The sequence below is a fragment of the Helicobacter sp. L8 genome, assembly GCF_003660355.1.
GTDB classification, from domain to species: Bacteria; Campylobacterota; Campylobacteria; order Campylobacterales; family Helicobacteraceae; genus Helicobacter; species Helicobacter labacensis.
On record NZ_QXQR01000009.1, the window covers coordinates 1 to 23,894 of the forward strand.

Annotated in this window: 30 protein-coding genes, 1 rRNA gene and 1 pseudogene; 26 read left to right on the forward strand and 6 right to left on the reverse strand. The window is 45.5% G+C overall.

The window, feature by feature from the left end; translation table 11 throughout:
• From rrf to EAO37_RS05505, 5 genes and pseudogenes are all read left to right on the forward strand, one after another.
• Nucleotides 1-99: ribosomal RNA gene (gene rrf, locus EAO37_RS05485) — 5S ribosomal RNA — on the forward strand; the annotation flags it as partial.
• 23 nt (nucleotides 100-122) lie between these two features.
• On the forward strand, nucleotides 123-1,304 hold the full coding sequence (locus tag EAO37_RS05490; protein WP_120946347.1) for a site-specific DNA-methyltransferase: 1,182 nt from the start codon (nucleotides 123-125) through the stop codon (nucleotides 1,302-1,304).
• A pseudogene (locus EAO37_RS05495) lies at nucleotides 1,291-2,156 on the forward strand (CfrBI family restriction endonuclease). Before EAO37_RS05490 ends, EAO37_RS05495 begins: the two are co-directional and overlap by 14 nt.
• Nucleotides 2,157-2,511: 355 nt before the next feature.
• Nucleotides 2,512-3,444 carry a tyrosine-type recombinase/integrase gene (locus EAO37_RS05500; RefSeq protein ID WP_120952148.1) on the forward strand — a complete coding sequence of 311 codons (933 nt, stop codon included), beginning with the start codon at nucleotides 2,512-2,514 and terminating at the stop codon, nucleotides 3,442-3,444.
• Nucleotides 3,417-3,572, forward strand: coding sequence for a tyrosine-type recombinase/integrase (locus EAO37_RS05505; protein ID WP_205589752.1), 156 nt, complete (start codon nucleotides 3,417-3,419; stop codon nucleotides 3,570-3,572). The genes EAO37_RS05500 and EAO37_RS05505 overlap by 28 nt, the downstream gene beginning before the upstream one ends.
• On the opposite strand, the gene EAO37_RS05510 is transcribed toward EAO37_RS05505, so the two are convergent.
• From EAO37_RS05510 to EAO37_RS05520, 3 genes are read right to left on the reverse strand one after another with little or no spacing between them, the layout of a single operon-like run.
• A complete protein-coding gene (locus tag EAO37_RS05510; RefSeq protein WP_120952154.1) occupies nucleotides 3,569-5,062 on the reverse strand; it encodes a DnaB-like helicase C-terminal domain-containing protein in 1,494 nt (497 codons plus the stop codon). The two genes, EAO37_RS05505 and EAO37_RS05510, sit on opposite strands and share 4 nt — an antisense overlap.
• Nucleotides 5,063-5,064: 2 nt before the next feature.
• Entirely contained in the window at nucleotides 5,065-5,307 is a 243-nt protein-coding gene (locus tag EAO37_RS05515; protein ID WP_120952157.1) for a hypothetical protein, read from the reverse strand.
• Nucleotides 5,297-5,506, reverse strand: a complete 210-nt coding sequence (locus tag EAO37_RS05520) for a hypothetical protein (RefSeq protein ID WP_120952160.1) — start codon at nucleotides 5,504-5,506, stop codon at nucleotides 5,297-5,299. The genes EAO37_RS05515 and EAO37_RS05520 overlap by 11 nt, the downstream gene beginning before the upstream one ends.
• A gap of 118 nt (nucleotides 5,507-5,624) precedes the next feature.
• Here EAO37_RS05520 and EAO37_RS05525 point away from each other — a divergent pair, with 118 nt between their 5' ends.
• From EAO37_RS05525 to EAO37_RS05555, 7 genes are all read left to right on the forward strand, one after another.
• Complete coding sequence (locus tag EAO37_RS05525; protein ID WP_120952163.1) at nucleotides 5,625-6,092, forward strand: hypothetical protein; 468 nt, start codon at nucleotides 5,625-5,627, stop codon at nucleotides 6,090-6,092.
• Nucleotides 6,089-6,787: a S24 family peptidase gene (locus EAO37_RS05530; protein ID WP_120952166.1), complete on the forward strand. Its 699-nt coding sequence runs from the start codon at nucleotides 6,089-6,091 to the stop codon at nucleotides 6,785-6,787. Before EAO37_RS05525 ends, EAO37_RS05530 begins: the two co-directional genes overlap by 4 nt.
• A gap of 413 nt (nucleotides 6,788-7,200) precedes the next feature.
• Nucleotides 7,201-7,776: a phage baseplate assembly protein V gene (locus tag EAO37_RS05535; protein ID WP_120952168.1), complete on the forward strand. Its 576-nt coding sequence runs from the start codon at nucleotides 7,201-7,203 to the stop codon at nucleotides 7,774-7,776.
• Nucleotides 7,773-8,939, forward strand: coding sequence for a hypothetical protein (locus tag EAO37_RS05540; RefSeq protein WP_120952171.1), 1,167 nt, complete (start codon nucleotides 7,773-7,775; stop codon nucleotides 8,937-8,939). The genes EAO37_RS05535 and EAO37_RS05540 overlap by 4 nt, the downstream gene beginning before the upstream one ends.
• Nucleotides 8,926-10,722, forward strand: a complete 1,797-nt coding sequence (locus tag EAO37_RS05545) for a terminase gpA endonuclease subunit (RefSeq protein ID WP_120952175.1) — start codon at nucleotides 8,926-8,928, stop codon at nucleotides 10,720-10,722. Before EAO37_RS05540 ends, EAO37_RS05545 begins: the two co-directional genes overlap by 14 nt.
• Nucleotides 10,715-11,104, forward strand: a complete 390-nt coding sequence (locus tag EAO37_RS05550) for a hypothetical protein (RefSeq protein ID WP_120952179.1) — start codon at nucleotides 10,715-10,717, stop codon at nucleotides 11,102-11,104. The genes EAO37_RS05545 and EAO37_RS05550 overlap by 8 nt, the downstream gene beginning before the upstream one ends.
• Nucleotides 11,105-11,112: 8 nt before the next feature.
• Complete coding sequence (locus EAO37_RS05555) at nucleotides 11,113-12,477, forward strand: phage portal protein (RefSeq protein ID WP_120952182.1); 1,365 nt, start codon at nucleotides 11,113-11,115, stop codon at nucleotides 12,475-12,477.
• On the opposite strand, the gene EAO37_RS05560 is transcribed toward EAO37_RS05555, so the two are convergent.
• Nucleotides 12,451-12,723 (reverse strand): hypothetical protein, encoded by a 273-nt coding sequence (locus EAO37_RS05560; RefSeq protein WP_120952185.1) that lies wholly within the window; start codon nucleotides 12,721-12,723, stop codon nucleotides 12,451-12,453. The two genes, EAO37_RS05555 and EAO37_RS05560, sit on opposite strands and share 27 nt — an antisense overlap.
• A 1-nt stretch (nucleotide 12,724) precedes the next feature.
• Nucleotides 12,725-13,018, reverse strand: coding sequence for a type II toxin-antitoxin system RelE/ParE family toxin (locus EAO37_RS05565; protein ID WP_120952188.1), 294 nt, complete (start codon nucleotides 13,016-13,018; stop codon nucleotides 12,725-12,727).
• Between the two features lie 843 nt (nucleotides 13,019-13,861).
• On the opposite strand from EAO37_RS05565, the gene dnaG reads away from it, so the two are divergent.
• Nucleotides 13,862-15,685: a DNA primase gene (dnaG, locus tag EAO37_RS05570; RefSeq protein ID WP_120952190.1), complete on the forward strand. Its 1,824-nt coding sequence runs from the start codon at nucleotides 13,862-13,864 to the stop codon at nucleotides 15,683-15,685.
• On the opposite strand, the gene EAO37_RS05575 is transcribed toward dnaG, so the two are convergent.
• Nucleotides 15,682-16,512, reverse strand: a complete 831-nt coding sequence (locus tag EAO37_RS05575) for a DNA adenine methylase (RefSeq protein WP_120952193.1) — start codon at nucleotides 16,510-16,512, stop codon at nucleotides 15,682-15,684. The genes dnaG and EAO37_RS05575 overlap by 4 nt on opposite strands.
• A 111-nt stretch (nucleotides 16,513-16,623) precedes the next feature.
• Here EAO37_RS05575 and EAO37_RS09255 point away from each other — a divergent pair, with 111 nt between their 5' ends.
• The 13 genes from EAO37_RS09255 (at nucleotide 16,624) to EAO37_RS09270 (ending at nucleotide 23,827) form a co-directional block, all read left to right on the forward strand.
• A complete protein-coding gene (locus EAO37_RS09255) occupies nucleotides 16,624-17,712 on the forward strand; it encodes a hypothetical protein (protein WP_162982969.1) in 1,089 nt (362 codons plus the stop codon).
• Between the two features lie 131 nt (nucleotides 17,713-17,843).
• Nucleotides 17,844-19,589 carry a phage major capsid protein gene (locus tag EAO37_RS05590; protein ID WP_120952202.1) on the forward strand — a complete coding sequence of 582 codons (1,746 nt, stop codon included), beginning with the start codon at nucleotides 17,844-17,846 and terminating at the stop codon, nucleotides 19,587-19,589.
• A gap of 8 nt (nucleotides 19,590-19,597) precedes the next feature.
• Nucleotides 19,598-19,753, forward strand: a complete 156-nt coding sequence (locus tag EAO37_RS09260) for a hypothetical protein (protein ID WP_162982972.1) — start codon at nucleotides 19,598-19,600, stop codon at nucleotides 19,751-19,753.
• Nucleotides 19,753-19,983: a hypothetical protein gene (locus EAO37_RS05595; protein WP_120952205.1), complete on the forward strand. Its 231-nt coding sequence runs from the start codon at nucleotides 19,753-19,755 to the stop codon at nucleotides 19,981-19,983. The genes EAO37_RS09260 and EAO37_RS05595 overlap by 1 nt, the downstream gene beginning before the upstream one ends.
• A complete protein-coding gene (locus tag EAO37_RS05600; protein WP_120952208.1) occupies nucleotides 19,970-20,455 on the forward strand; it encodes a hypothetical protein in 486 nt (161 codons plus the stop codon). The genes EAO37_RS05595 and EAO37_RS05600 overlap by 14 nt, the downstream gene beginning before the upstream one ends.
• Before the next feature lie 8 nt (nucleotides 20,456-20,463).
• Nucleotides 20,464-20,826: a hypothetical protein gene (locus EAO37_RS05605; protein WP_346427016.1), complete on the forward strand. Its 363-nt coding sequence runs from the start codon at nucleotides 20,464-20,466 to the stop codon at nucleotides 20,824-20,826.
• Entirely contained in the window at nucleotides 20,817-21,107 is a 291-nt protein-coding gene (locus EAO37_RS05610) for a hypothetical protein (protein WP_120952213.1), read from the forward strand. Before EAO37_RS05605 ends, EAO37_RS05610 begins: the two co-directional genes overlap by 10 nt.
• On the forward strand, nucleotides 21,100-21,486 hold the full coding sequence (locus EAO37_RS05615) for a hypothetical protein (protein WP_120952216.1): 387 nt from the start codon (nucleotides 21,100-21,102) through the stop codon (nucleotides 21,484-21,486). The genes EAO37_RS05610 and EAO37_RS05615 overlap by 8 nt, the downstream gene beginning before the upstream one ends.
• 2 nt (nucleotides 21,487-21,488) lie before the next feature.
• The gene (locus tag EAO37_RS05620; protein WP_120952219.1) at nucleotides 21,489-21,761 is read left to right on the forward strand and encodes a GPW/gp25 family protein; all 273 of its coding nucleotides are present in this window, start codon (nucleotides 21,489-21,491) and stop codon (nucleotides 21,759-21,761) included.
• Nucleotides 21,758-22,798: a baseplate J/gp47 family protein gene (locus EAO37_RS05625; RefSeq protein ID WP_120952221.1), complete on the forward strand. Its 1,041-nt coding sequence runs from the start codon at nucleotides 21,758-21,760 to the stop codon at nucleotides 22,796-22,798. The genes EAO37_RS05620 and EAO37_RS05625 overlap by 4 nt, the downstream gene beginning before the upstream one ends.
• Nucleotides 22,795-23,499 (forward strand): phage tail protein, encoded by a 705-nt coding sequence (locus tag EAO37_RS05630; RefSeq protein WP_120952224.1) that lies wholly within the window; start codon nucleotides 22,795-22,797, stop codon nucleotides 23,497-23,499. The genes EAO37_RS05625 and EAO37_RS05630 overlap by 4 nt, the downstream gene beginning before the upstream one ends.
• A complete protein-coding gene (locus EAO37_RS09265) occupies nucleotides 23,496-23,654 on the forward strand; it encodes a hypothetical protein (protein ID WP_162982973.1) in 159 nt (52 codons plus the stop codon). The genes EAO37_RS05630 and EAO37_RS09265 overlap by 4 nt, the downstream gene beginning before the upstream one ends.
• Nucleotides 23,651-23,827 carry a hypothetical protein gene (locus EAO37_RS09270; RefSeq protein WP_162982974.1) on the forward strand — a complete coding sequence of 59 codons (177 nt, stop codon included), beginning with the start codon at nucleotides 23,651-23,653 and terminating at the stop codon, nucleotides 23,825-23,827. The genes EAO37_RS09265 and EAO37_RS09270 overlap by 4 nt, the downstream gene beginning before the upstream one ends.
• The last annotated feature ends 67 nt before the right edge of the window (nucleotides 23,828-23,894 follow it).

Genomic DNA, 23,894 nt, shown 5'->3' on the forward strand with positions numbered 1-23,894 from the left:
AGAGGAAATACCCAGCCCCATCCCGAACCTGGAAGTCAAGCTCTCTAACGCCGATGATACTGCCCTTTGCAAGGGTGGGAAAGTAGGGTGATGCGGGGGGGTTGTATGCTATAATCCGTGCGATGGTTAATAATATTAAAATTAAAAACGAAAACCTTTTTGCCACCATAACTCTTAGTATTACCTCTATTAAAAAATTGGGAGCACAAAAATCTGCTACTAATCTCTGCACTTTATTAGAGTTATTCCACCAAGATTTAGATATTGATTTAAAGCGCGAAATTGTTTCTTCCATTGGGCGGCAAAAAGATAATGAACGCATTTTAGCCTTTTTAAGCCAAGAAGCCTTTAAAGCGCATTTTATGGAAGTCATTTATCAGATGCTACGCACCTGCTTGTATAAGGCTAAGGACGATAGTCGTTTTGCAATACTAAGGGATAAAATCTTAGAGCATTACGATAATGAAGTGATGTATAAAATGCTTGAATTTTATCAATACAGACAAAATAAGAGAATTGCTAAAAAACAAGCAGAGCAAATCACAAAGCCAAGTTTGTTAATAGGAGATAATCGTCTAACCCTGCAACACATCCAAGACCAACAAATCCAGCTCATTTTTACCTCTCCACCCTATTACAACGCCAGAGTGTATAGCGATTACACTAATTACAAAGAATACTTAAAGCATATGCAAGAGAGCTTGATACAATGTTTTAGGATCTTAGAAGATGGGCGTTTTATTGTGATCAATGTCTCCCCCGTAATTGTTAAGCGTGCTGGGCGCGAGTTTGAGAGTAGGCGTTACCCAATCCATTTTGATTTTCATACGATTTTAAGCCAAAGCGGATTTTATTTCATTGATGAGATCATTTGGATTAAGCCTGAATACTCTGTGCCCAATCGCATTGCTGGCTACTTGCAGAGCAAAAAACCTTTGAGCTATAAACCTAATTGCATTACGGAGAGTCTACTGGTTTATCGCAAAAACACGCCCTTTTTGTTGGATAAAAACCTGAAAAAATACGATAAATCCCCTAAAAACAAGGGAGGCACAGACAGCACGAATTGCTGGTATATTGCTCCCAAGTCGAGCAAGGATCACCCGGCAGTATTTCCTGAGGAACTCTGTGCTAGGGTGCTCAAATATTATTCTTTTGAAGGCGATATTGTGTGTGACCCTTTTGCAGGAAGCGGGACTTTTGGCAAAGTGGCGCAGAAAATGGGACGCATCCCGCTTTTGTGCGAGCAAAATGAAAAATATGCTACGCGTTTAAAACAAGAGGGATTTTTTGAACTTAAGTAAAGTAATTTTAGATCGGATTATACACAAGCTTTTAAAAGGGTCAGATTACAGAGAAGAGATTATAAACGCCATTAATATCGCGTTTTTAGACTTCGCCCTAGATTTCTTTAGGCAAATTTTAGAAGCTAAGATGCAAGATCAGGAACTCAACTTGGAGTGGTATAAAAACATTTTATTCTCAGTCAAGACTTGAATTCCAAAGACATAGCCATTTATGCGGGGATTAATAAAAAGACCATTTGTAATATTTATGGGAGCGAAACAAGAGAAATTGTTTTAGAAGTGGCACAGGGTAATATTGATTATCTTGAAAAGTTGTTAGACGCTTTAGGTGAGAGTGCGGACATTGGGCTTTGTCTTAAAATCACCTATAAAAATGTCAGCGTAGAGCTCAATTTAAACGAGTCTTTGTTGGTGATCAACGCTCTAGCTACCAAAAAAATTGCCTTGCGCGGGGGCGCGTGGAGTAGTGTAGGCAAAAAAATAGAAAAACCTTTAATGCTGGCTCTGTGTCAAAAATGTGGGGTGAAAAAAGAGTTTTATAACGCCAAAACTTTTAGTAAAGACAAAAGGTTGGTCTATGATCGAGAAGTGGATTTTAGACTCTATAATACTGACAAAAGCAAAGAATACAGAGTGGAAGTTAAACTCATGGGTAAGGGTAATCCCGAATGCGCGGACGCTGTAATGGCTAGAGAATCGGATATTTTTATTGCTGATACTTTGAGCGAACAAAATAAAAGACAACTAGGGGCTTGGGGGATTGAGTTCTTAGAGCTTAAGAGTAATGAGAATTGCGTTGAAAATTTTAAACAAATTCTAAAAAAGCTATCTATTCCATGTGGGGGCTAGAGCATTTTAAGATGGCAATACCAATACAAATCCCAAAAGCAAAACGAGGCTAAAGCGCAGGAGCATAAGGGCAAGGGGTGGTAAGGGGGTAGAACTACACCCTTTTAAGGGTGCGAAAGGTGAGGGGATGTGGGGCTTCTTTTGTCCCCGCTTGAGTTTTTATTCTCCAATTTCTCTTTTTATTTTTAACATCTCTTTAACAACTTAGAAAATATTTTTTATTATTTAGCGGTGTTTGGGGGGGTGAATGCGGTATTTAGGGGGTTTTTGGGTGTTGTGTTAACTATATTTTGATAATAAAATGGTATTTTAAATACTAATTAAGCACTGCAAAATAGAAATAAAGGGGGCTAAAATGGGGCTAGAAAAAATAGGAGAGAGAAGCACCTCTAAGCGTTACCGGGGGGTGAGATCTAAGCTATTAGGGGATGGGGACATAGCCTATTTTGTGCGCTATGTGAACAAGCAGGGCAGGAGGGTGGAGCTTAAGGTAGGCACTAAAGCGGGGGGGTGGAATGAGAAAAAAGCAAGTTTGGCGCGCGCACAATGGCTCAATGCTAGCCCGCAAAGTTCTGCTACTTTGGCTCAAGTTTACCCTATTTTTCTCTCTGCTAAATCCCAACAAGTGCGCCCTAAAACCCTTAATATTTACACTCTTTACACAGATCAGATCGTGCAACACTTGGGGGATGTGCCCATTAAACACATCACACCGCTAATGCTGGAGTCCTTTTTGCAGGGATTTAATGACAAAAGCGCGCGCTTGAGGGCGTTTTTGTATATGTTGCTCAAGGCGGGGCTAAAGCTAGCTAGGAGTCATTTTGGGGTGGATAATATAGAAGTGATGGAGAATATCTGCCCGCCTAAGATTGATGATAAAAGAGAGCGTTTTTTGAGCATAGAGGAGATTGCGCGCTTGAAAGAAGTGATTAAGGGGGATTTGGAGTTAGAATTATTTGTAGCCCTCTCTTTGAGCACGGGGGCACGGGCTAATGGGGTGTGTGCGATTAAGAAAGTAGATATTGATTTGAGCACCCAGAGTGTGCGCCTGAAGGATTTTAAGAGTAATAGTGTGTATGTGGGGTTTTTAAATAGTGAATGTGTAGCGTTATTGCAAAGACATTTAGAGGGGTTGGAGAATTTAGAGGGGGTTTTTGAGGCGCGTGCGTGTGCGCGTGTGCGCGCCAAATTGCTAAAGCTCTTTAATGGTTTGTTCAACACGCCTAAAACACCCGCCCTCAAAAGGTGGTGGTGCACACTTTGCGCCACACTTTTGCAAGCCATTTAGCCATACAAGGCACGCCTATACAGATCATCTCTAAGTTGCTCAACCACCGCGATATTAAGCAAACAATGCGCTATGCGCACTTATTGCCTAGCAGTGGCAAGGAGTTTGTTTTGGGGCTGTGGAGTTAGAATATCTTATCAAACTCTTGGAGTTGTTGGGGGGTTAGGTGAGGGGTGGGGGGGGTGATGGTGAGATTGTTCGGGTCGTCGCTAAAGCGCATAAAGGGGGGATAGAACCAAGTTTTAGCCGTGCCTATCTCCCCATCTCTGTTTTTAGCGACAATGAGCTCTGCCTCGTGGCAACCATTGATGTGATCGTCTTCTAATCTAGCTAAAGCCTCTTGGGTGAATTTGTCGCGCTCGTGTTTGTTGGAGCTGACATTGTTGTTTTTGTCAATTTTGATACTCCCAAAACGCCGTGCTGCCTCTGCAAAAATGCGCTCTCTAGCGTGCTTAAACTCTCTGTGCAAGAAAATCACCATGTCGGCATCTTGTTCAATGCTCCCGCTTTCTTTTAGGTCTGAAAGCAAGGGGCGGCGATCCTCTCTATCTTGCACAGCGCGCTTGACTTGGCTTAAAGCGATGATGGTGATGTTATTTTGGGTGGCGCAGGCTTTGAGTTTAGAGGAGATTTTAGAGAGTTTGGCATGTAAGTTCAACTCTTCTTCTTTGGTTTCTACCAGCTGGATATAATCTACAATGGCAAGTTTAACCCCCTTGTGTTGTGCGGCGGTGGTGATGGCAGTGGTGATGGTTTGGATGTCTCTTGGACCTGCATAGGTGTAAAGGGGGAGGTTTTTGCGCTTAGCCATCGCATTGGCGATCGCCTCTTTGCGCTTAGGTCCTAGCTGGCTTAAATCTTTGAGCTCTTTAACGGGAATACCCTCTAGCAAACTCACTAGACGCAAACTAATAGCCGTGCGTGTCATCTCTAGGCTACAAAACAACACGCCATTATTAGGGTTTTGCAGGGGGACTTGTAGGCAGAGATTGAGCGCAAAGGCGGTTTTGCCCATGCTTGTGCTAGCCCCGATGATGATCTGATCACCGGGCTTAAAACCCCCGCTTAAAAAATCTAGGTTTTTATACCCGCTTTTGATGATGTTGAGATCGCCTTTTTCATATAGCTCAATATTCTCTGCCAGCTCGCCATCATCGCGCGCGCTATCGTTGATAAAATCTGTGCAGGGGGCGTGGGTGGCTGAGATGTGCTCTAAGCTTTGTAGGGCATGGGCGTGGATGTCTTTGGGGCGCGCAATGGAGTCGCACTCTTTTTGCACTTCTTGGCTCATTTCTTGCAAGGCACGGCGGTGGGATTCTTCTTTGAGGAGGGCTAACATATGAGCGAGATTAGGGGGGATGTCGGTGTTCATAATGACCTCTAGTTCAGTTTTTAACCCCATGTCCTTTTGTTTGTGGCAGTGCTCTATAAGCTCTTGGCTTAGTATAACATGCGTTGTTAAGATTTGATAGGCTATTGAAAAAATGCTTTGATGAATGGGGATACTAAAGTCTTGGGGTTCAAGGGGGTTTTCTTGTAAAAACTCCCTTGGGTTAGTGGCTTTAATCAAAGCCGCCAAGATGGTGCGCTCATATCTAGCCAACTCTTGCAAATCCATGGCTAAAACTTATTAGAAAAAGTAACCATAAACTCGGCTAGGTCTTGAGCCATCACCACGCGCTTGCCTTGTAGCTGGGTGTAGCGGGGGACATCTTGTGCGCCCTGCACAAATTTATTTTTGAGTGTTTGGGGGGTGAGCTTGAAGATCGCGCCCAAGTCCTCAAGGTCTAAAATCGCGCCGTATTTGGCAATAATGCTTTGGGTGATGGCGATGATGAGTTGTTGCTGGTAGCTAGTTGTCATTGTGATACTCAATGGTGAGATAGCCATCGGCTTGCATTTGTTTAAAAGCTTGAAACACCTCTTTTTTTCTAAAGTGGGAGGCTTTGTCATTGCGCTGGTGATAATTTAGTATAGAGACTTTAATACTATAAGCTTTGGCAAAGAGGCTCAAATTACCAAAATTTTCAACAATTTTAGGGGTGTTGAGTGTGATTTTCATTAGTCTCCTTTAAAAACTTTAATTACTATAATATGTAATTTTAACTTAGTTTTTTATTAAAAAGCGTAATATTAAATAGTAAAGAGTAAGTTAAGATACAATTAACTAGAATTAAAAGATGCAAACAGGACAAGATTTTAAGCAACTGGCTCGCGAGATGAAGGCGTTTTTCAAAGTGGGCTCTTTGGACCAAGTGGGCGCGGCTTTGGGGTTTTCGCGTGGTGCTAGCAATGCGTGGTGTGCTAAACAGCGTTTTTCTGATAGGGCTTTGGTGAAATACTACCAGTTGCGCGCTAAGGGCACACCCCCACCCCCACCCAAAGAAGAAAAGCATGCAGATTTTAAGCAACTAGCGCGCGAGATGAAAGAGTTTTTTGAAGTAGGTTCGCTTAAAGAAGTGGCTGAAAAGTTGGGGCTATCTGCTACAAGCGCATCTAATTGGAGCAACTTTAAGAAATTCCCCGATCACATTGTTAAGAAATTTCACGAATTACGCCAGCAAGCCCCCACACAAGAGGGGCTTTTTGCCTCCTTGCAAAAGGATACTACACCCCCCCCCCCCCCATATCTGAGTGGGAGTGGGTGAGGAGTAGGAGCAAGTCAGAGGCGCGTGCGCGTGCTAATCAGATCGCCCAGATTTTGCATGATACACGGCGCGCACATGGCTTTAAAAATTGGACGCAAATGGGATTAGCCATGGGGGTGCCAGCGGGCACGCTTAGGGCGTATTCTTGTGGCAAGACACAGGGCGTGCCCTCTTTGGACTTTCTCTCTAAGCTGGCTAAATTAGCCGATGTGGGGGCGGTGTTAGCACAGGGTGCGCCCCTAGAGTTGCAGACAATAGAGCGCAAAAGAGAACATGCCGATGTCTTGGTCAAGGTGTATGAAAATCTTAATAGTATTGTCTCTTATGGCGCGCTCAAAGCCCCCATGATTAACCTAGAATTGCGCACTAGATACCCTAAAAATGCCCTTTCTATTTTGGGCATCACCCAAGATGAAATGCTAATTGCGCGCCTAAAGGATAACAAGATGAGCCCGCTTTTAGAGGCGGGGGACTTCGTGCTTATAGAAAATAGAGTGGAGTTAATTAGCGGGGAGATGATCATCTTTGAATACGGGGGCGAGGTGTTTGTCAAGCTCATAGAGAAAAACCCCATAACGGGGGGGATTAAATTCTTTTCTAAGAACAAAGAGAGCCCAGACTTTGAGCTCCCAGCGGGGGTAGATGAGAAGTTTAAGATGATAGGCATCGTGCGGGGCAGGATTAAGATTTTTTAAGCGCGCTAGCACAAGCTTTAGCGGTGTGTGCGCGGGTCCTTTCCAGCTCTTTTTTAAAACGCGGTCGGGCAAGACCCCGTTTTTTGTATTTTTTTATTTAAGTTTTACCCCCTTACACTCACCCCAAAAGCCCAAAAATACGCCCCCCCCAGCGCGCTCAAACCTTAAATCACTTACCATTATGCCCCAATTTTGCTAAAGCACACCCCCCTAAGCGCCCCCTTTTGTGCGCGCCTTAAATGCTCCAATTCCCCACATTTTCACGCTCAAACCCCCCCCCACAGCCCCATTAACCCCAATTCCCCCCCCTTTTTTCATCCACCACCACGCTAAAAAAACCTTAAAATATGCTAAAATACCCAGATGTTAGATCAGACAACAAACAAGCTAACTTGCGCTAAAAAAGGCTTGCCATGTATGGCGATCTCAAAATCTACCTAGCCACCATCATAGAGGTGCAAAAAAGCAGCGTAAAAGTGCGCTACAACAACATTATTAGCGATTTTGTGCCCTACACCCAAGTGCATAACACCTTTAAAACCGCCTACAGCCCCCCCACCATCAATGAAACCGCCCTTTATCTCAAAATGGGGCATTTTGGCATTGTGCTAGGCACTTCCATCCTGCCCCAAGAGATCGAAGACCAACAAGAGCAAGACACCCAAAAAATCCAATACGCCGATGGCACAATCATCACCTATAGCGAGGGAGTGCTCAAAATTGAAAGCCTTAAAGAGCTTAAAATTGAGTGCCAACAAGCCCACATCAACGCCCAACAAGAAGCCAAGATAGAGTGCCAAGAGGCAAAGATAGAGGCTAAGGGGAGCGCAAAGATCAAGGCTAGCAGTGCCTCCATTGATGCCCAAGATATTACATTAGGCGGATCAATGGCAAGCCCCACAGCAGGCGTGGTAACGGGCGAGTGCAATTGTGCCTTCACCGGAGCACCCCACCCCATGTTTTCTAGCAAGGTTAAGGCGATGAAATGACCCAAATCCTAGATAAAATCCAACTCACCCCAAAAATCAATGACTTCATGCGCGAGATGTGTAGCGCAACAGAGTTACAAGAACTGCTAGGGCTAACCCCCTACCAATTCAAAAACCTAGAGCAAAAAGGCGTGTTTGAGCCCACAAAGTGCGTGGTATTCTACACAGACGAACAGAATAAACCCATTGTGTGCGCCACTTTTAAATACAACACCCGCCTCAACATTCTTGCCTACACCAAACATTTAAGTCCCACCCTTGAAAAGGTACAAAAGCAGGGCAAGATCATTAATGAGCTACAACGCGCGCTAAAATCTCTAAAACGCCAAGATCAGCGCATCCACGCCCAAAAAGAGCGCATCGCCGGACTTGCAGAGATTCGCGCCACTTATGATCAAGAAAACCGAGACCTAAAGGCTCAAGTAACCTCCCTCTTAGAGCAAAACAGAGCCCTAGAGGTTAAAACTTCTGAGCAACTAGCTGAAATTTTTGGGCTAGATAGAGAGGACATTTTTTATCTCACCCAAATAGGTGTGTGTATCAAAAGCACCTACAAGTCTTGGGACTTCAAGCAGAGCGTGCAAAGCTACATCAAACACTTACGCGCCAAAAAAGAGCCCGATCCCAATGTCATTAACACCCACACTCTTAGCCAAATTCTAGGGCTAACTAAGGCGCGCATTTATCAATTAGATCAGGCCGGGGTGTTTGTCAAAATTGATTATGATAACTGGAATCTAAGCGAATCGCTTAAAAACTTCATCACCTACAAGCTCCAAAATGAGGAAACAGAGTTGGGCGTCGCGCGCGCACGCAAAGAATTAGCCGATGCCAAGCTCAAAGAACTCTCCTATAAAGAGAGAGTTGGCGAGCTTTTGACCTTTGACACCATCGCTAAAGCCCTCCAAGACATCGCCATTACTATCTCTAACAAACTCTACAGCCTCCCTCATCTGCTCAAACGCAAACACCGCCTAGAATCTGCACTCATGCAAGATTTGAATGCGCAAATTGAAGCCATTTTGTGCGAACTGCAAGACCCCCAAGTCTATGAACAAGCCAGCCAAGAAGTGCAAGAACAAGCCAAGCAAGCCCTAGAATTAGAAAAGCTAAACACGAGCATGCGCGCTGGCTTTGATGGAGAATTGCATGCCAAAGACTAAACGCGCCCCTAGAAACACCGCCAAACCTTTTAGAGTGCGCACCAATCCTCCCCACCAAATCACCCGCCTCAAAGAGGCTTTTGCTAAGGCTATCTTCATCAAACCGCATTTAGACTTACTAGAGTGGGCGCAGGCTTACCGCGTGCTAAGCAAAGAATCTAGCGCACTCTTTGGCAAATTCAACGCCTTGAGCTATCAAAAAGAGCCCATGCAGGCTATTAGCGATCCTGCTATCACCGAAGTGGTGTTAATGTGGGGGGCACAGCTAGGCAAGAGTGAAATTCTAAATAACGCTATAGGCTATTTTATCCACCAAGATCCCAGCACAATCCTTTTTTTATTGCCCACTGAGGATTTAGCCCAAGACTACTCTAAACGCCGTCTTGCCCCCATGTTTAGAGACATCCCCGAACTCCAAGAACTCATTGATGACAAAGAAGCCAACAACACCATTCTAACCAAAAACTTCAAGGGCGGGAACTTAGCTTTAGTGGGGAGCAATAGCCCCTCTAAACTCTCTTCTAAGCCCATTAAAGTGCTAATTGTAGATGAATGCGATCGGTGCATGAACACCAAAGAGGGGCATAGCATCGCCCTAGCCCAAAAGCGCACCGCGACCTATTTTGATAAAAAAATCATCAAGGTAAGCACGCCCACGCTTAAAGGGCATAGCTACATAGAAAGAGAATTTGAAAGCAGTGATAAACGCTTTTACTTTGTGCCCTGCCCGCATTGTGGCTTTGAGCAAACCCTCACTTTAAGCGGGGTGGTGTATGACTTAGATGATAAAAATAAGCCCATTTATAAGACTATTGCGTATCAATGCATTGAATGCGGGTCTAATTGGAGCGAAAGCCAAAAACAACAAGCGGTCGCTAAGGGCAAATGGGTCGCCACCAATGCCAACGAGCACACCCAAGAGAAGGCGGGTTTTTTTCTCAATGCGCTTTATAGTCCTTTTGTTTCAATGGCAGAGATCATCAAAGATTATCATAACGCCCTAGGCAACCCCTCTAGCATGCAAGTTTTCACCAACACACAGGAGGCATTACCTTATGAGCCCCCTAGCATTGTCTTTGGGGAGCAAGCGTTATTTTCACGCCGTGAGGACTATAGCGCCACTAATCTGCCCGATGAGATTAAGTTTATCACCGCCGGAGTGGATGTGCAAGCTGATCGCCTAGAAGTGGAGTTTAAAGGCTGGGGCGCGGGTTATGAGAACTGGGGCGTGAAACATCTAGTGCTTAAAGGCAAAACCAGCGATGCACAGGTGTGGGGGCATCTCTACCAACAGCTCAAACAGATTTTTTACACCATTAGTGGGCGCAGGCTCATTAGTTCTTTGAATTTGATTGATAGCGGCTTTAATGCCGAGATTGTCTATAGCTTTGTGAAAAAAGACCCCCGTTTTATGGCGAGCAAGGGGCATAGCGAGCAGAGTGGCAAAAAACCTATCATTGAAAAGCCCAAATTACTCTCTAAAGGTGTTAAGTTTTGTAACATCGGCACTTATAAGGCTAAGAGTGAGATTTTTAGATTTTTAGGCGTGGAGGACATTGGGGCGGGGTATTGTCATTTCCCCCAAGACTACCCGTTGGAGTATTTTCAACAACTCACCGCCGAAAAGCTAGAAAAAAACATCAATACCCGGGGTTATGAGTCTTTGCGCTGGGTGAAAATTAGAGAGCGCAATGAAGCCCTAGATTTATTCGTGCTCAATTTAGCATGCGCTAAACTGCTCAAAGTGCTTGACACCACCCCCATAGGAGGCACACATGGATAACCCCATTGAAAGCGTCAATTTGCCCGCCAATTTAGACCCGCTAAAAAAAGCCCGCTCCAATGCGCGCCCTGAACAAGCGGATTTACCCAAAGACCCCGCTATGGGGCTTTTTGAGGATTTGCCTAGCACCCCTAAGCCCACACCCCCAAAAACCCCCCAAATCCCCCCATGTTCGGGCAATCTCTTAAGGGTCGCCAAAATTGAGTCCGCCATTCAAGACATCTTAGACAATCTAGCCAAGGGCATAGAAATCTCTAAATACGAAATTGATGGCATTAGAGTAGAAAAACGCTCGCCCCTAGAGCTCATTAACCAGTTAGAACGCTTGAAAATGCGCTTGAGTGCCAAGCCTTTGCCCCGCTATTTGCAATACAAGTTTTAGGAGTTGCGATGTGGCCCTTTGATCTATTCAAAAAAAAGTCCCCCAAGCCCAACAAGACGCGCTTTTACCACCCTGCTCCCCCCTCTTTAGCCCCTAGTGAGCTTGAAAGAGACGATTTAGCCCGCCTGCTAGGTAACACCCGAGTAGATGCTAATTTTAGTGCGCTAAGAGCTCAAGCTAGGAGTTTAAGCACCACTAGCGCGTTACTAGCGGGGTATTTTGATACTTTAGATAAAGAAATCTTTGGAGACAATGGAATCTCTTTAGACCTCTACACCCCTAATGCCCAGCTCAACACCCAAGTGGAAAAAGCCTTTTTGGGCTGGAAACATGCCATCCCCGCCTGTCCTTTGAGTTTTTGGGAGGTTGAAAGCCTTGTACTCTTGCATTATAAGCGCGATGGAGAAGCCTTTGTCTATCTCAATGAGACTCCACAAGGCTTAAGCCTAGCCCTCATTGACCCCCAAAATGTAGATGAAAGTGTGGATGACGATCACAGCCTTTTTAAGGGGGTGGAGTTAGATAGCCTGCACAATCCCCTAGCCTATCACATTCTCACACAGGAGGGGCTAAAGCGCATAGAAGCCCAACACATTCTCCACATCTTCAAACGCCTCAATGGCTTGCAAACCCGTGGAGTAACCCATCTAGCTAGCATCATCCACCCGCTGTTTCAAAAAGAAAAATTTAAAAGCGCTGAACTCAAAAGAGCACGCTTGCAAAGCGAGATCACGGGCTTTTTTGTGGCGGGGGAAGAGCATGAGATCATGCCCGGGATCATTGATGATTTAGACGGAGGCGATGCCTCCACTAAGCCTGCTAGCAGTGTGAGTGAGCGCGTAGAAGTGGGCAAGATGACCTATATTGAGAAGAATCTCAAGCCCTATTTCACTGAGAGCCACAACGCCACCAACATTGAATTCTTTATCAAACAAACCGACAAAGAGATCGCCAAGGCTCTTGGGGTCAGCTACAGCACCCTCACGGGTGATCTCAACGAGGTTAATTATTCCTCTATACGGCACGGAGCCAGCGAACAACGCCGTCAATTTAGAGGCTTGCAAAATTTCCTCATCCGCCACTTGCACAACAAAATCTTTAAGGCGTGGCTAGACAATGAGATCAAGCGCGGGACAATCGCCCTAGAAGTGCGCGATCTCATCTTAAGCAACTTTGCCTTCAAGCCACAAGGCTGGGAATACATCGATCCGCTTAAAGAAATGAATGCCAATAAAGTCGCCCTAGAAAGTGGGCAAAAGTCTTTAAGCCAAATCTTGCGCGAACAAGGCAAAGAGCTAGACTCTCACATCGCTGAGCTTAAAAAAGAGAAAGAAGTCTATGACATTCTATCTGCTCGCAAAAAGCCCCGCTAAAGTTTTAGCCGTGTGGCTTTTGGGGGATTCTAAAGCGCACAATCTAAAGCCCAATGCCCTTAAAGCCTCTAGCATCCAACACTCTCCCTCTAAAGCCCCCAACTTTACTCCCTTAGCCTCAGCGACATGCTTAAAAGCCCGCTTGAGTTCTGCCATGTCGCCATCCTCTAAAACGGCATTGAGATAGGCTAAACGCCGCCCCTCTGTGTTGAGCGTTTTGGGGATAGAAAAAGGTTTAAAAGCCATCTCAAAACTCCTCTTTTAAGATTCTTTGCGCTTTGATTATATCCTTTTGTTGCGTGCTTTTGTCGCCCCCGCACAACAAAATCACCAGCATATCGCCCCGTTTGGCAATATAGAGGCGATAGCCCGGTCCCGCATGGATGCGCAACTCAAAAAGCGCGCCCCCTATGTGCTTGTGATCGCCAAAGTGCCCATCATTCTCTAGCATGTCGATGCGCCGTGCGATCGCCGCATAGCCTCTATCGTCTTTGAGCTTGTCTAGCCACTTTTCAAATTCGTCTGATGCCTGTATTTCCATGCCCGCATTTTAGCATGAACCCATTTTTAGGGCTTTTAGGGGACATAAACCTTAAACGCAAAAATTAAAAAAAATTTTTTTTAAGAAAAATTTTATAATGCGCGCGCCGACCACTTGAGTTGCCCCGCTTATGTGGCTGTGCTGCGTGGCGCGCTTGCAGGCGCGCACGCGCAAGCACAACAGCCATCGCTTCATAGCTCGAGCGAGGACAAGCTCAGCGCGCATTATAACTTTGAACGCTTAAAATTTGTTTAAGCGCCTTAAAACTAGCTTAAAATGTGTGCGCGCATCTCTTTTAAAGCGCGCATTCAAGGGGGTTAAAAGAAATACATAAAAAATTTTTTATTCTGCATTTCTTTTTTTTTTTATGCGCCCCATTTTTTAAGCAAAATGCGCCCCAATCTTAATATGAGAGTGTTTATTATTTAAGCAATATTTAAGCAAAGATTTTTGGGCGTAAAACCCCCTGTATTTTTGTTCTCTGAAAAAAACGCTAGAGAAGTGCGTAACATTTTTAAAGCAAAAAAAACAACAACAAGCCACTTAAGTTAAATCAGCTCATTGGTTCTTTTCAAAGATCACAGCTCAAAAGAGCCAAAAAGGCAAACCGCTAGCGGCGACGCGTCCTATTTTTGTTTAAAGGCAAAAAGGCTAACGGGAATGGTTACCCTAACAACTTGGGTTTCTGAGGCGCACAGCCCCCGCACAGCCAGCATCCTATCAAGGCAAGCAAGATAGACTTCTCTGTGGGATTTTGCCTGTCTTTTGCCAAATTTCCTACATGCGGATCGCTCCTAACCAAGTGCTAACTATATTTTAAGATATTTTGACTAACATGGCAACATGATCAAAGATGCGAGTTTAGAGCAATTGAAAGCGGTGGTGGATATTGTAGATGTGGTGGGGAGCTACATTGAGATTGAAAGAGATGGAGCGGGCTTTAAAGCCATTTGCCCCTTTCATAACGAAAGGACGGCTAGTTTTAAGGTCAATCCCGCCAAGAATAATTTTCATTGTTATGGGTGTGGCAAGTGGGGGAATGCGATTGACTTTGTGATCGCCTATGAAAAAATAGGCTTCCAAGAGGCGGTTGAAAAGCTGGCGATTCGCTATAACATTGCCTTAGAACGGACTAACCAAAAAGCCTATGAGGAACAAAAGGGGTTGAGCTCTCTGTTAGATCAGATCAGCCTGTGCTACCAAGAGACTCTAAAACGCACTCCACACGCCCTAGAGTATTTGAAGGGGCGGGGCATAAGCGATCAATCAATGGCAGACTTCCAGCTAGGTTATTGCGATAGCCGTGCGGTGTTTGATTTTATCCATCAATACCAGCTAGATAAAGAGGCGTTGCACCATTTGGGCGTTTTGGCTTTCACCCAAGAGGGCAAGGAATACGCCTCGCTGTTTAATCGCATTATCTTCCCGATTCAAAATTCTAATGGCAAGATTGTCGCCTTTGGGGGACGGGCTTTAGGGGCGGATCCGATCAAATACATTAACTCCGCTACCAGCGCGGCTTTTAGCAAGTCTAAAACGCTGTATGGCTACCCCCAAGCCCGCCTCAGCATTCTTAAGGAACAAAAGATTCTTTTAACAGAGGGGTATATTGATGTGATTTTAGCCCACCAAGTGGGCATTAAAATCGCAGTCGCTACTCTAGGCACGGCTTTAAGCCCCGAACATTTGCCCCTTTTAAATATCCTCAAAGAGCGATCGCCCATCATCATGGCTTATGATGCAGACAATGCCGGACAAGAGGCGACCACGCGCGCCATTGAGCTTTTAAGCCAAAACCTCAAATACGGGGGCGTGGTGGAATTGGAGAGCGGGCTAGATGTAGCAGATATGGTGGCACAGGGCAAAGCCCAACAATTAAAAGATGCCCTTGATAAACCCGTGCCTTTCATTGAATACAGCTTAGGGCGTGCGTTATTAGGATATGATTTGCAAAACCCGCTAGATTTTATGCATGCCTCCCGTGCGTGCTTTAAAGCCCTAGATAGGCTTATAGATGATCCTAATGGGATCAAGGCTTATGAGGCGTGGATTAAAAAAGAATATGGCTTTGAGCGCAAGCCACAACAAGACACAAAAGCCCCTGAAAAGATTGAAGGCAGTCTCATAGAGGATTTATTATTGCGCGCGCTTTTGGTGCATCCGGAGTATATGGAGCAAATTAGTCCCTATTTTGATAGCAAGTATTTTACTTTTGAGTGTAATGCCCAAACTTATAATGACATGATGGCTGGTAAGCCTAAAACACCTCACCAAATAGCCCTAATCGAGAGCGATCTCTATGCCCGATTATTCACATTGTGGGAGCAAGCGGGCGATATATTGCCCGATGTGCAGGAGTGCGCTTTGAGAATTGGGAGGAGTTATTGGGCTAAGTATTGGCGTGCTGAGGCGCGCGCCCTAATAGGCAAAAACCAAACCACACGGGTTTTTAACATCGCCACACATGCAGATTTGATCGAGCGTTTTTGCACTTTGCAAAATCTGCCCTACATGCACATCGTGCCCGATCTAAAAAAAATAAATCCCTACCAGCAACTCCCTGAGTCTGTCTGGGGGGTTAGTTACGATCCGCGCAAGATGGTTTTAGCCATTGAAGAGCATTTTGCCCGCTTTGGCGATCAAGCCTATTATTCTAAGAGTTCTTAAAATAAACTCCACTTCTTGCCATAATTAGAAATTAGCAACTCTTGCGCGCCCATTTCGCTCCGCCCTGCACGCATGCTATAAGTGGTTTGCACCACTTCAATATTAAAGCCCGCATAGAGTTCTAGGGCTAGGGGGTGGTTGTCCAAACTTAGCAAGAACTTGCCCTGAATGTTTTTAAGGCACGCGCTTAAGCGGATGTGATCATCTAGGCTAAAGGCTTTGTTGCCGGCTAAGTCCTCATAAACATCTGCACTGGCAATATAGGGGGGATCGCAATAAAAAAAGGTCTGTGGATTGTCATAAGTCTTAATAAAGTCCTCAAAGTCTTGGCATGCAAAGATGACTCGTTGTAGTCTTTGGGCTTGCTTGGTGAAATCCTTGTGGGTTAGGCGCGCTATTGCTCTAAAGTAAGTCCTTTTGCTGGGCTCTTGTGGGCATCCCCCCCCCCCTCTAAATCCATTGCCCTGCCCCCTATAAGACCACTGATTGACATAGAAAAAGCGCGCGGCGCGCTCAATCTTATTATTAGGCAACACCCCCTCTCTTTGCTCTTTGGCAATTTGCATGAAGGTGCCGCGCTCAATGGGGAGGGCGTGGTAGGCTTGGGCTAGACTTTGGGGGCAATTGCGTGCGCATAGATAAAAGTTGATGAGTTCTTTATTATTGTCATTGACAATTTCAAAACGCTCTTTTTGCTTGGCAAACAACAAAGAAAGCCCACCGGCAAAGACTTCGCAAAAATATTTTCTAATGGGGAGTTTCTCTAAAAGCGTCTTGGTTAGATAGAACTTGCCACCGGGCCAGATGAGGGGTTTTGAACAATCCATGTAATATCCTTTTGTAGGATTTTAGCACAAAATAACAAATTTTTACTATAAATACTTGACAAATACTATTTTTTACTATATAATAGGGCTACAAAAACAAAAGGAGTCAACATGGCTAAGTTAGTCAAAATGAATGTAGAGTTTGAGGGGGTGTTTGAGGTGAGTGATTTTTATGGGGATAGCGGGTTTTATTTGAAATTGGACGCGCTTAAAGGTGCAGGCTGTGCAGATGATGGGCAAAAATTAGAGGGCATCAAAGCCTCCAAAGCTTTATTCAGGGCGCAATTCAAGGCACAACAACGCAAAGAAAGCGTTCATTTATACGATCGCTGTGCGCACAAGGTTGGTTATTTTGATTTGAGCGGCAATTCTTATCGCGTAACCTTCCATCCTAATAAGGTGGATAACTTGGGCGTGCAATTCCAAGACAAAGCTTTTAGCCTCTATGTGCGCGCAATAGTGGATGTGCAAAGTGCGCAAGTGGTGGAGTTTCTTAGTGTAGATGGCTTGTTGTGCTATAAACTTGTGCGCAAAGAAGGAGGCTTTGCCTCCTCCCAAGAAGTCCAAGAAGTCCAAGAAGTCCAAGAAGTCCAAGAAGTCCAAGAAGTCCAAGAAGTCCAAGAAGTCCAAGAAAAGGGCGCTACCAGTGTAGAGGTGTGCCCAGAATGGAGCATCTATTATACCTCTAATGGCTTTTGGACACTCTGCCCAGCTTTTCAATCTAGTCTCAATGTGGCGGGCGTGGATGTCAAATGGGCAGAGATCGATCTAAGCGTGGCTAATGCGCCGGCTGAATTTGTCTTCAATGATCAAGTATTGCGCGCTAGGTTGCAGTCTACAGAGGATGTTTTAGGCTATGGAAATCAATGCTATGCGCTAGTCTTTGATTCAAGTAGCGAGCAAAAGGCTTTAGATGAGCTAGACGAGTTTTTGCATTATAATGATGATTGTCGCTATTTGCAAACTAGCTTGAGGGTTATTGTGCGCGATGGGCAGGTGCTAGGCGCGCGCCTCTTAAAGATGTTTGTAGACTTAGATGAGGAGTGTAGGCAATATGATGCATGGGTGGATGAGATGCGCAAGAAAGATGCATGGGCAGATGAGATGCGCAAAAAGAGATCGCGTCTAGAGTCTAGCGGAGTAGAGGCGCAAGAGCTCCCCCTATGCCTTGCGCCCTGTGTTAATCTTAGGAGTCCTTGATGTGAAAGAGAGGAGGGGGTTAGGGGGCGCAATAGCTAGCGGGTTTTAGAAGTATAGCGTATTTTATAAAAAATCAGCTACTTTTTTTAGAAAAAATGTTATAATAGGGGCAAACTAGAGGGAGCAGACGAGTGGTAGAGATTCAAGGTGCTTTAGAGCAAAAGCCTATCAATTTAGAAATGTCTGTGCAGGCGGGCATTAATGAGGCAGAAAAAACCATTAGCTTTCTTGCCATGAGCAAAAATCCTAGAATCAAGCAGTCTTGTTTTGACTGGGAGAATCTCAAGATCAGGCACTACTACCTAGATGTGCTCACCGATGGGCTCACCTTCAACGCTACACACCTCTACAAGAACCACCAGCTTTCTTTTGAAAACGCGATTGGAGTGATCCAAGAGCATAAACTAGACGATCAAGGGCACAAAGTCAAGGTGCGATTTTTTGAGGATGTGCCAGAGAGTTTGGAGGCTTTTAAGCGCTTTAAAAATGGTTTGTGCGAAAGCGTGAGTGTGGGTATCATTAATCAAAAGATTGAAAACACCAAAGAAACCCATGAAGGGCTACCCCTAAAGAAAATGACTAGCGGGGAGGTGGTGGAGCTTAGCGCAGTGTGGCGTGGAGCGGATAAAAAAGCCAAACTAACCCAATTTGCCCAACAATTCAAAGGAGAAAACCCCATGAGTGAACTTAGCGCCCCTAGTGTAGGACTAGAGGACTTGCAAGCCCAGTTAGTTCAGTTCCAAGAAAAAGAAGCGAATAACGCCCAAATCTTGCAACTAGGCAGCGCGATGGGCAAGGAGAAAGAGGCTTTAGAGGCGATCAGGGAGGGCAAGTCTTACCAAGATTTTAGCTTTTCTCTCATTTCTAGCCAGCACCTAGCCCAAAAGTCCCCAGAAAGACAAGAGTTTAGCCCCGTGTTTTCTTTGGCTAATTACGCCCTTAATGTCGCCAGTGGGAGTGCCACGCGCCCGGTAGAGTTGAGCATGGGGGTCAATGGCTTAGAAATTGATGACAATTACATGGCGCGCTTTGATGCGATGACTAGCATTGATCCCAAGAATGCGGGTTTTGTGCCCAATGTCTATCGCGCTGATAAATTCATCCAGCAAGTCTTCCAAGAAAGCAACATTTTAAGTCTGTGCGACAAGATGACGGGCTTAAGCGGGGTGGTAGAAATCCCTGCAGAAACTGGCAAGCTGGAGGCGTATTGGGTGGCTGAAGGAGGCACAACCACAACGAGCAAACTAGGGGCAAGCAAGATCACCCTAACTCCCAAGACCATTAAGTGCAAGGTGCAAGTAACGCGTCAGATGTTCAACATGACTCCCATTGCCCTAGAAACCCACATCATCCAGCGCATCAAAGAGGAGATTAAGGGACGCTTAGAAACCGATTTGCTCTATGGCAAAGGCGATGCTAGATGTCCTTTTAGAGGATGTTTTGCTACCACTGGCGTGAATGTAATTCCAGAGTATCTAACTTCGCCCAATTTTGAAAAAACCATCTCTTTTGGGAGCAAGCTCACCGCCCAAAATCTCAACACCGATAAGGTGGTGTTTGTTGCCAACGCGCTCTCTAAAGCCAAATTGCAAACCAGCCGTTACGACACCACAGGGCGCAGCGATCGCTACTTGCTCAACGAGGCGGGCGATCTCTTGTGTGGCTATAAATTCTTGCTCAATAACCGCCTAAGAGATTATCAGGGAGTCTTTGGGGACTTTTCTAACATCATCTTAGGCACTTGGGGAAATTTGCAGGTGCAGGCTTTGAAAAATGATGAGGGCGATGTGGTGTTCACGGGCTTTTATGATGTAGCTATTGGTTTTAAAGACCCTAAAAGACTTGTGATCACCAAGCGCAATAGTGATGTGATCTAGGAGGCAACATGGCTTATTTTGTGCAATACGACACCTTGATTGAGGGAGAGGTTTACCTTAAAGGGGAGGAGTTTGAGCCTAGTAAGACCGATGCGGTTCTGCTTTCTTACTTGTTGGATAGAAACATTGTAGGCGAAGTCGCACCACCTAAACAAGAGGAATGATGTATTACGCGCTAGTGGATGTCCAAGTGGGCAAAAGGTTTTTTTGTGCGGGGCAGGTGGTGCACTTTCCTAAAGATGTTAGCCCGGACTATGTAGAGTATTTGCGCGCCTCTAAGATCATTGAGTCCTTGCCCACTCAGGAGTCTTATCCTTGTGTGGATTACCACGATGACACCTATTTGTGTGGGGGCAAGAGACTCATTAAGGATCGCTATCATGAGCGCTCTTAAGCAGATTGCCAAGGGGGTGGTTAAAACCCCTAGCCCACTTAGATACCCCGGTGGAAAAAGCGTGTTAGGCTTGTTGGTAAAAGGCTTTTTAGTGCAACACAAACTCTTAGGCTGCGAATTTGCTGAGAGCTTTGCAGGGGGAGCGGGCTTGGGCTTGTCTTTGCTTTTCAATGGCGTAATCTCTAAACTCCACCTAAACGACTTGGACGCGCGCTTGTATTCTTTTTGGCAAGCTCTCTTAAAGTGCAATGGCGACTTTATAGACAAGCTGTCCCACATTGAAGTGAGCCTAGCAGAATATGATAGACAAAAGCACATTATGCGCACGGCTAGCCCGGGGTTTGAACTAGGATTTGCGAGCTTTTATGTCAATCGCGCTAATTTTAGCGGTTTGCTAGAAGCAGGACCTATAGGCGGCGCGCCCAAAAAGGCAAGTGGCTCATCAACTACCACTTCAAGCGCGATGATCTAATCGCCAAAATTAGACGCATTGGCGCGCATGTTAAAGACATTAGTATCTCTAATTTAGACGCGTTAGAATTTATGGAGCGCCTAGATTCTTCTGTGGTGATCTATTGTGATCCGCCTTATTATCTCATGGGCAGAGACTTTTATGGCGCATTTTGCACGGCTAAACAACATGACAATTTAGCCCAGTATCTAAAGGCTAGAGTGGGCGTGTGGTTGTGTAGTTACGATACCCATGAGCACATTAAAAGCCTTTATACAGGCTGTCCTAGTTTGGAGTTGTGTTGGCGTTATGGCTCTAGCAAGGGCAAGATGGGCGTAGAGTGGCTATTTTCTAATTTAGAATTCAAACAGGAGCGCACTCTATGGGATTAAAAGAGATTGTGCGTGCGGATTTAGCAGGACTACTTGCAGAGAGATTTAACGCCTATGGGCGCACGCGCGCGTGTTTGAGCTCAAGCGATCCCTATTTGTTAGGCGAGGATCGCGTCATTAGCTATAAGCTGTGCTTGATTGTGTTGTTACAAGATAATAGCGACCTAGAAGCAGGCGTGGCACTCACCTACAATAAAACCACATGGCGTATTGTGCATATTGAAAGAGCGCGGGCGATCATGCGCGTGTTTTTACAAGAATATAGGGATAGCTGTGCTTAAGCGTAATGAAGTCTTGTTAGGCTTGCAAAGCGTGTTAGCGCGCAAGATCAAAATCCCTAATGTGATCGTGGATGATATTTTGACTTTGGATGCCAACAAAGCCCCCTTTTTAGTCATTCGCACCACAGACACACAGATTAGCGCGCCTAGCAATGATTCATGGAAGCACACCATGGAGCTAGAATTTGAGATTTTGGCACACGACAAAGAAATGGCAGATCACTTGTTAGAACAAGTTTTAGAAGAGCTAGAGATTTTTGCCGCGCACAAAAACCCTAAAGGAATCAAGGTAGAAAAGGTAGAGATCGCCTCTACTCCGCTCTATAGCTTGGTGCTAGAGATGGAGATCATCTTTTTCACGCCTAGTTTTAGGAGTTGAGCATGTATTTGTTAAGTGTAGAAAAACACATAGATAGAATCCTAAGAACCACTAAAAACACTCTTATTCTAGCTCCCCATGTGGGCTTAAGCCCCATTTTCATGGATCGCGTTGTGCAAGATGAACTCATCTTAGACCTTAAAGACGAAGTGCTAGAAAACCTTGAAAACTTTGAGCCCAGAGTGCGTGCCCAAGATTTGCGCATTGAACAAGAGGCGCGCGGAGTGTGCTTGAGCATCCACACCACAGACGCGCCCATAAAGATCGCGCTATGATCACTATGCCCACCTTTTTAACCCCCCTAGACTTTGAGAGTGCGCGCGCAGAATTAACTACCCACTTTGCCCAAGCCTACAAGGAGCGCACGGGGCGCGATTATGCGCCCCTCATTAGTGATGACATCCAGTGTCTTATTAGCAGTGTGCTTTATTATCTAGGCAAACAGATAGATAAAATCAATTATACCCATGCTAATAACTATTTAGAATACTCTAGCGGGGCGTATTTGGACGCATTGGTCAAGCTTTTGGGCTTAGAGCGTCGCCAACAAGAGATGCCCACCGCGCGCCTTAAAATCACCACCAAGACGGCATTATTCTTACCCAAGAATACCAAGTTTGCTAGTATGGATGGGGCGGTGGCGTATAGCTTAGTAGATAGCAATTTGCCTAAGGGGGAGAGTGTGATTCAGGTGGTGGGGGACAAAGAGGGGGATTGGCAGACCACCATTTTAGAAAATGCCAACCCGCTCATTTTAAACATTGAAGTTTTAAGCCCCTTTGTGAATATGCAAGATTACGAAGATGACGATGCGCTTAAAAAGCGGTATTTGAGCGCGCTGGCTAGCTTTAGCACGGCTGGGAGTGTGCTCTCTTATACGCACTTTGCAAATGTGAAGGGCGTGGGTAAAATCAAGGTAGAGAGCTTGAATGCCGGGGAGGTTACTATTTACTATAGTGCGGACAATTTAGATGCGCCCAAACTCATTAGAGATAACCTAGAAAAGCACACTCCCCTCACCGATAAAGTCTTCATTGAACAAGCCATTAAACGCCCTATTTCTTTAGAGTATGCGATCTGCTTGCATGACAATTTGGAGCAAAAAGAGATCATAGAGGCTATAAAGACGCGCGCTTTTAGCCTTTTTAAACGCCTAGAGATCGGGCAGGGGGTGAGCGTGAGCAAGCTTGCCTCTTTGGCTTTTGTGGATAAAGCCGTCAAAGATTGTGTAGTGAATGCTTTAGATCCGGTAGAGCGCAATGAATGGTTATTTTTAGAGGGCGTGCAGGTTAGCATTAGGGAGCAGTTATGAGCGTGTTGCCTAACATCTTTAGCCAAGAAGTGCGCGCTTTAGATGAGGCATTCAAACGCCTCATAGAGGCACATTTTACTATGCCTTTTCATCATTTCTACGACCCCGCAGACAACCCACATCTAATCCCTCTAGCGCGCTCGTTTGGGGTGGATTTAGACACTAACATGCCTCTTTATCAGCAAAAAGCCCAGCTAGAAGCCCCGCTTTTAAAGAAAATTCATTTGGGCACAGAGAGGGGCATTGAGGAGGCGTGTGCTAAGGTCTTTGGTCCTGTAGATGTGATTAGCTATGCTAACCAAGACACCCACCCACAAGCCTCTAAGACCAAGACGCGCTTAAAACCCTTTGAGTATCAAGTGCGCATTGAGCCCTCTGTTAAAAGCACCATCAATGCCAAACGAGTCATTGCCACCATTAAGCAAATCCAGCCCGCCCGGGATCGATTCAAGCGCATTTTGATAGACTTTCCCCAAGTAGATTTTTCTATGCGCTTTTTAAGCGGGGCGCAATTGCGAGCGGGCTTTAACGATCGCTTGAAGTTTAGCCGCACGATAACCCCGCCCCTTTGCTGGCAAAGCCGGGGGCGCTTAGAGTTGTCTGTGCAAAAGCGCGTTTCTCACATGATCACCCCCGCCCCCCTAAGTGTGGTGGTCGCCCATCATCTCTCTTTGAATCTCAAAACAAGGAATCGCGAATGAATGCGCAGGCTGAAGTCTTGGCAAATCTCATTAAGGCAGAATTGCAGGCGCGCGGGTTTCTTTCCACAGAGCCTAACCAAATCTTCATTGAGTGTGTGGCAAGCGGGGTGGTGCGCTACCTTGAAAATAGACCACAAAAACAGGAGCGTGTATGATCTATGGCATCCCCACTGACAAGGGCTTAGAAGTCCTTAACTCGGAGTTTAAAACCAGCGCACAGACCTACGCGCTTGTGGGTGCGCCCACTCCCACCCAAGAGGACTTAGACACCCTAGTGGTCGCGACCAGCCAGCGGGCAAGAAGCCTACACCAGCGATTTAGAGTATAGCGCGGTAGAGAGTTATGTCTATCATCGCGGGGACATTGACATCGCCTACTATGACGAAGTGAAAGCC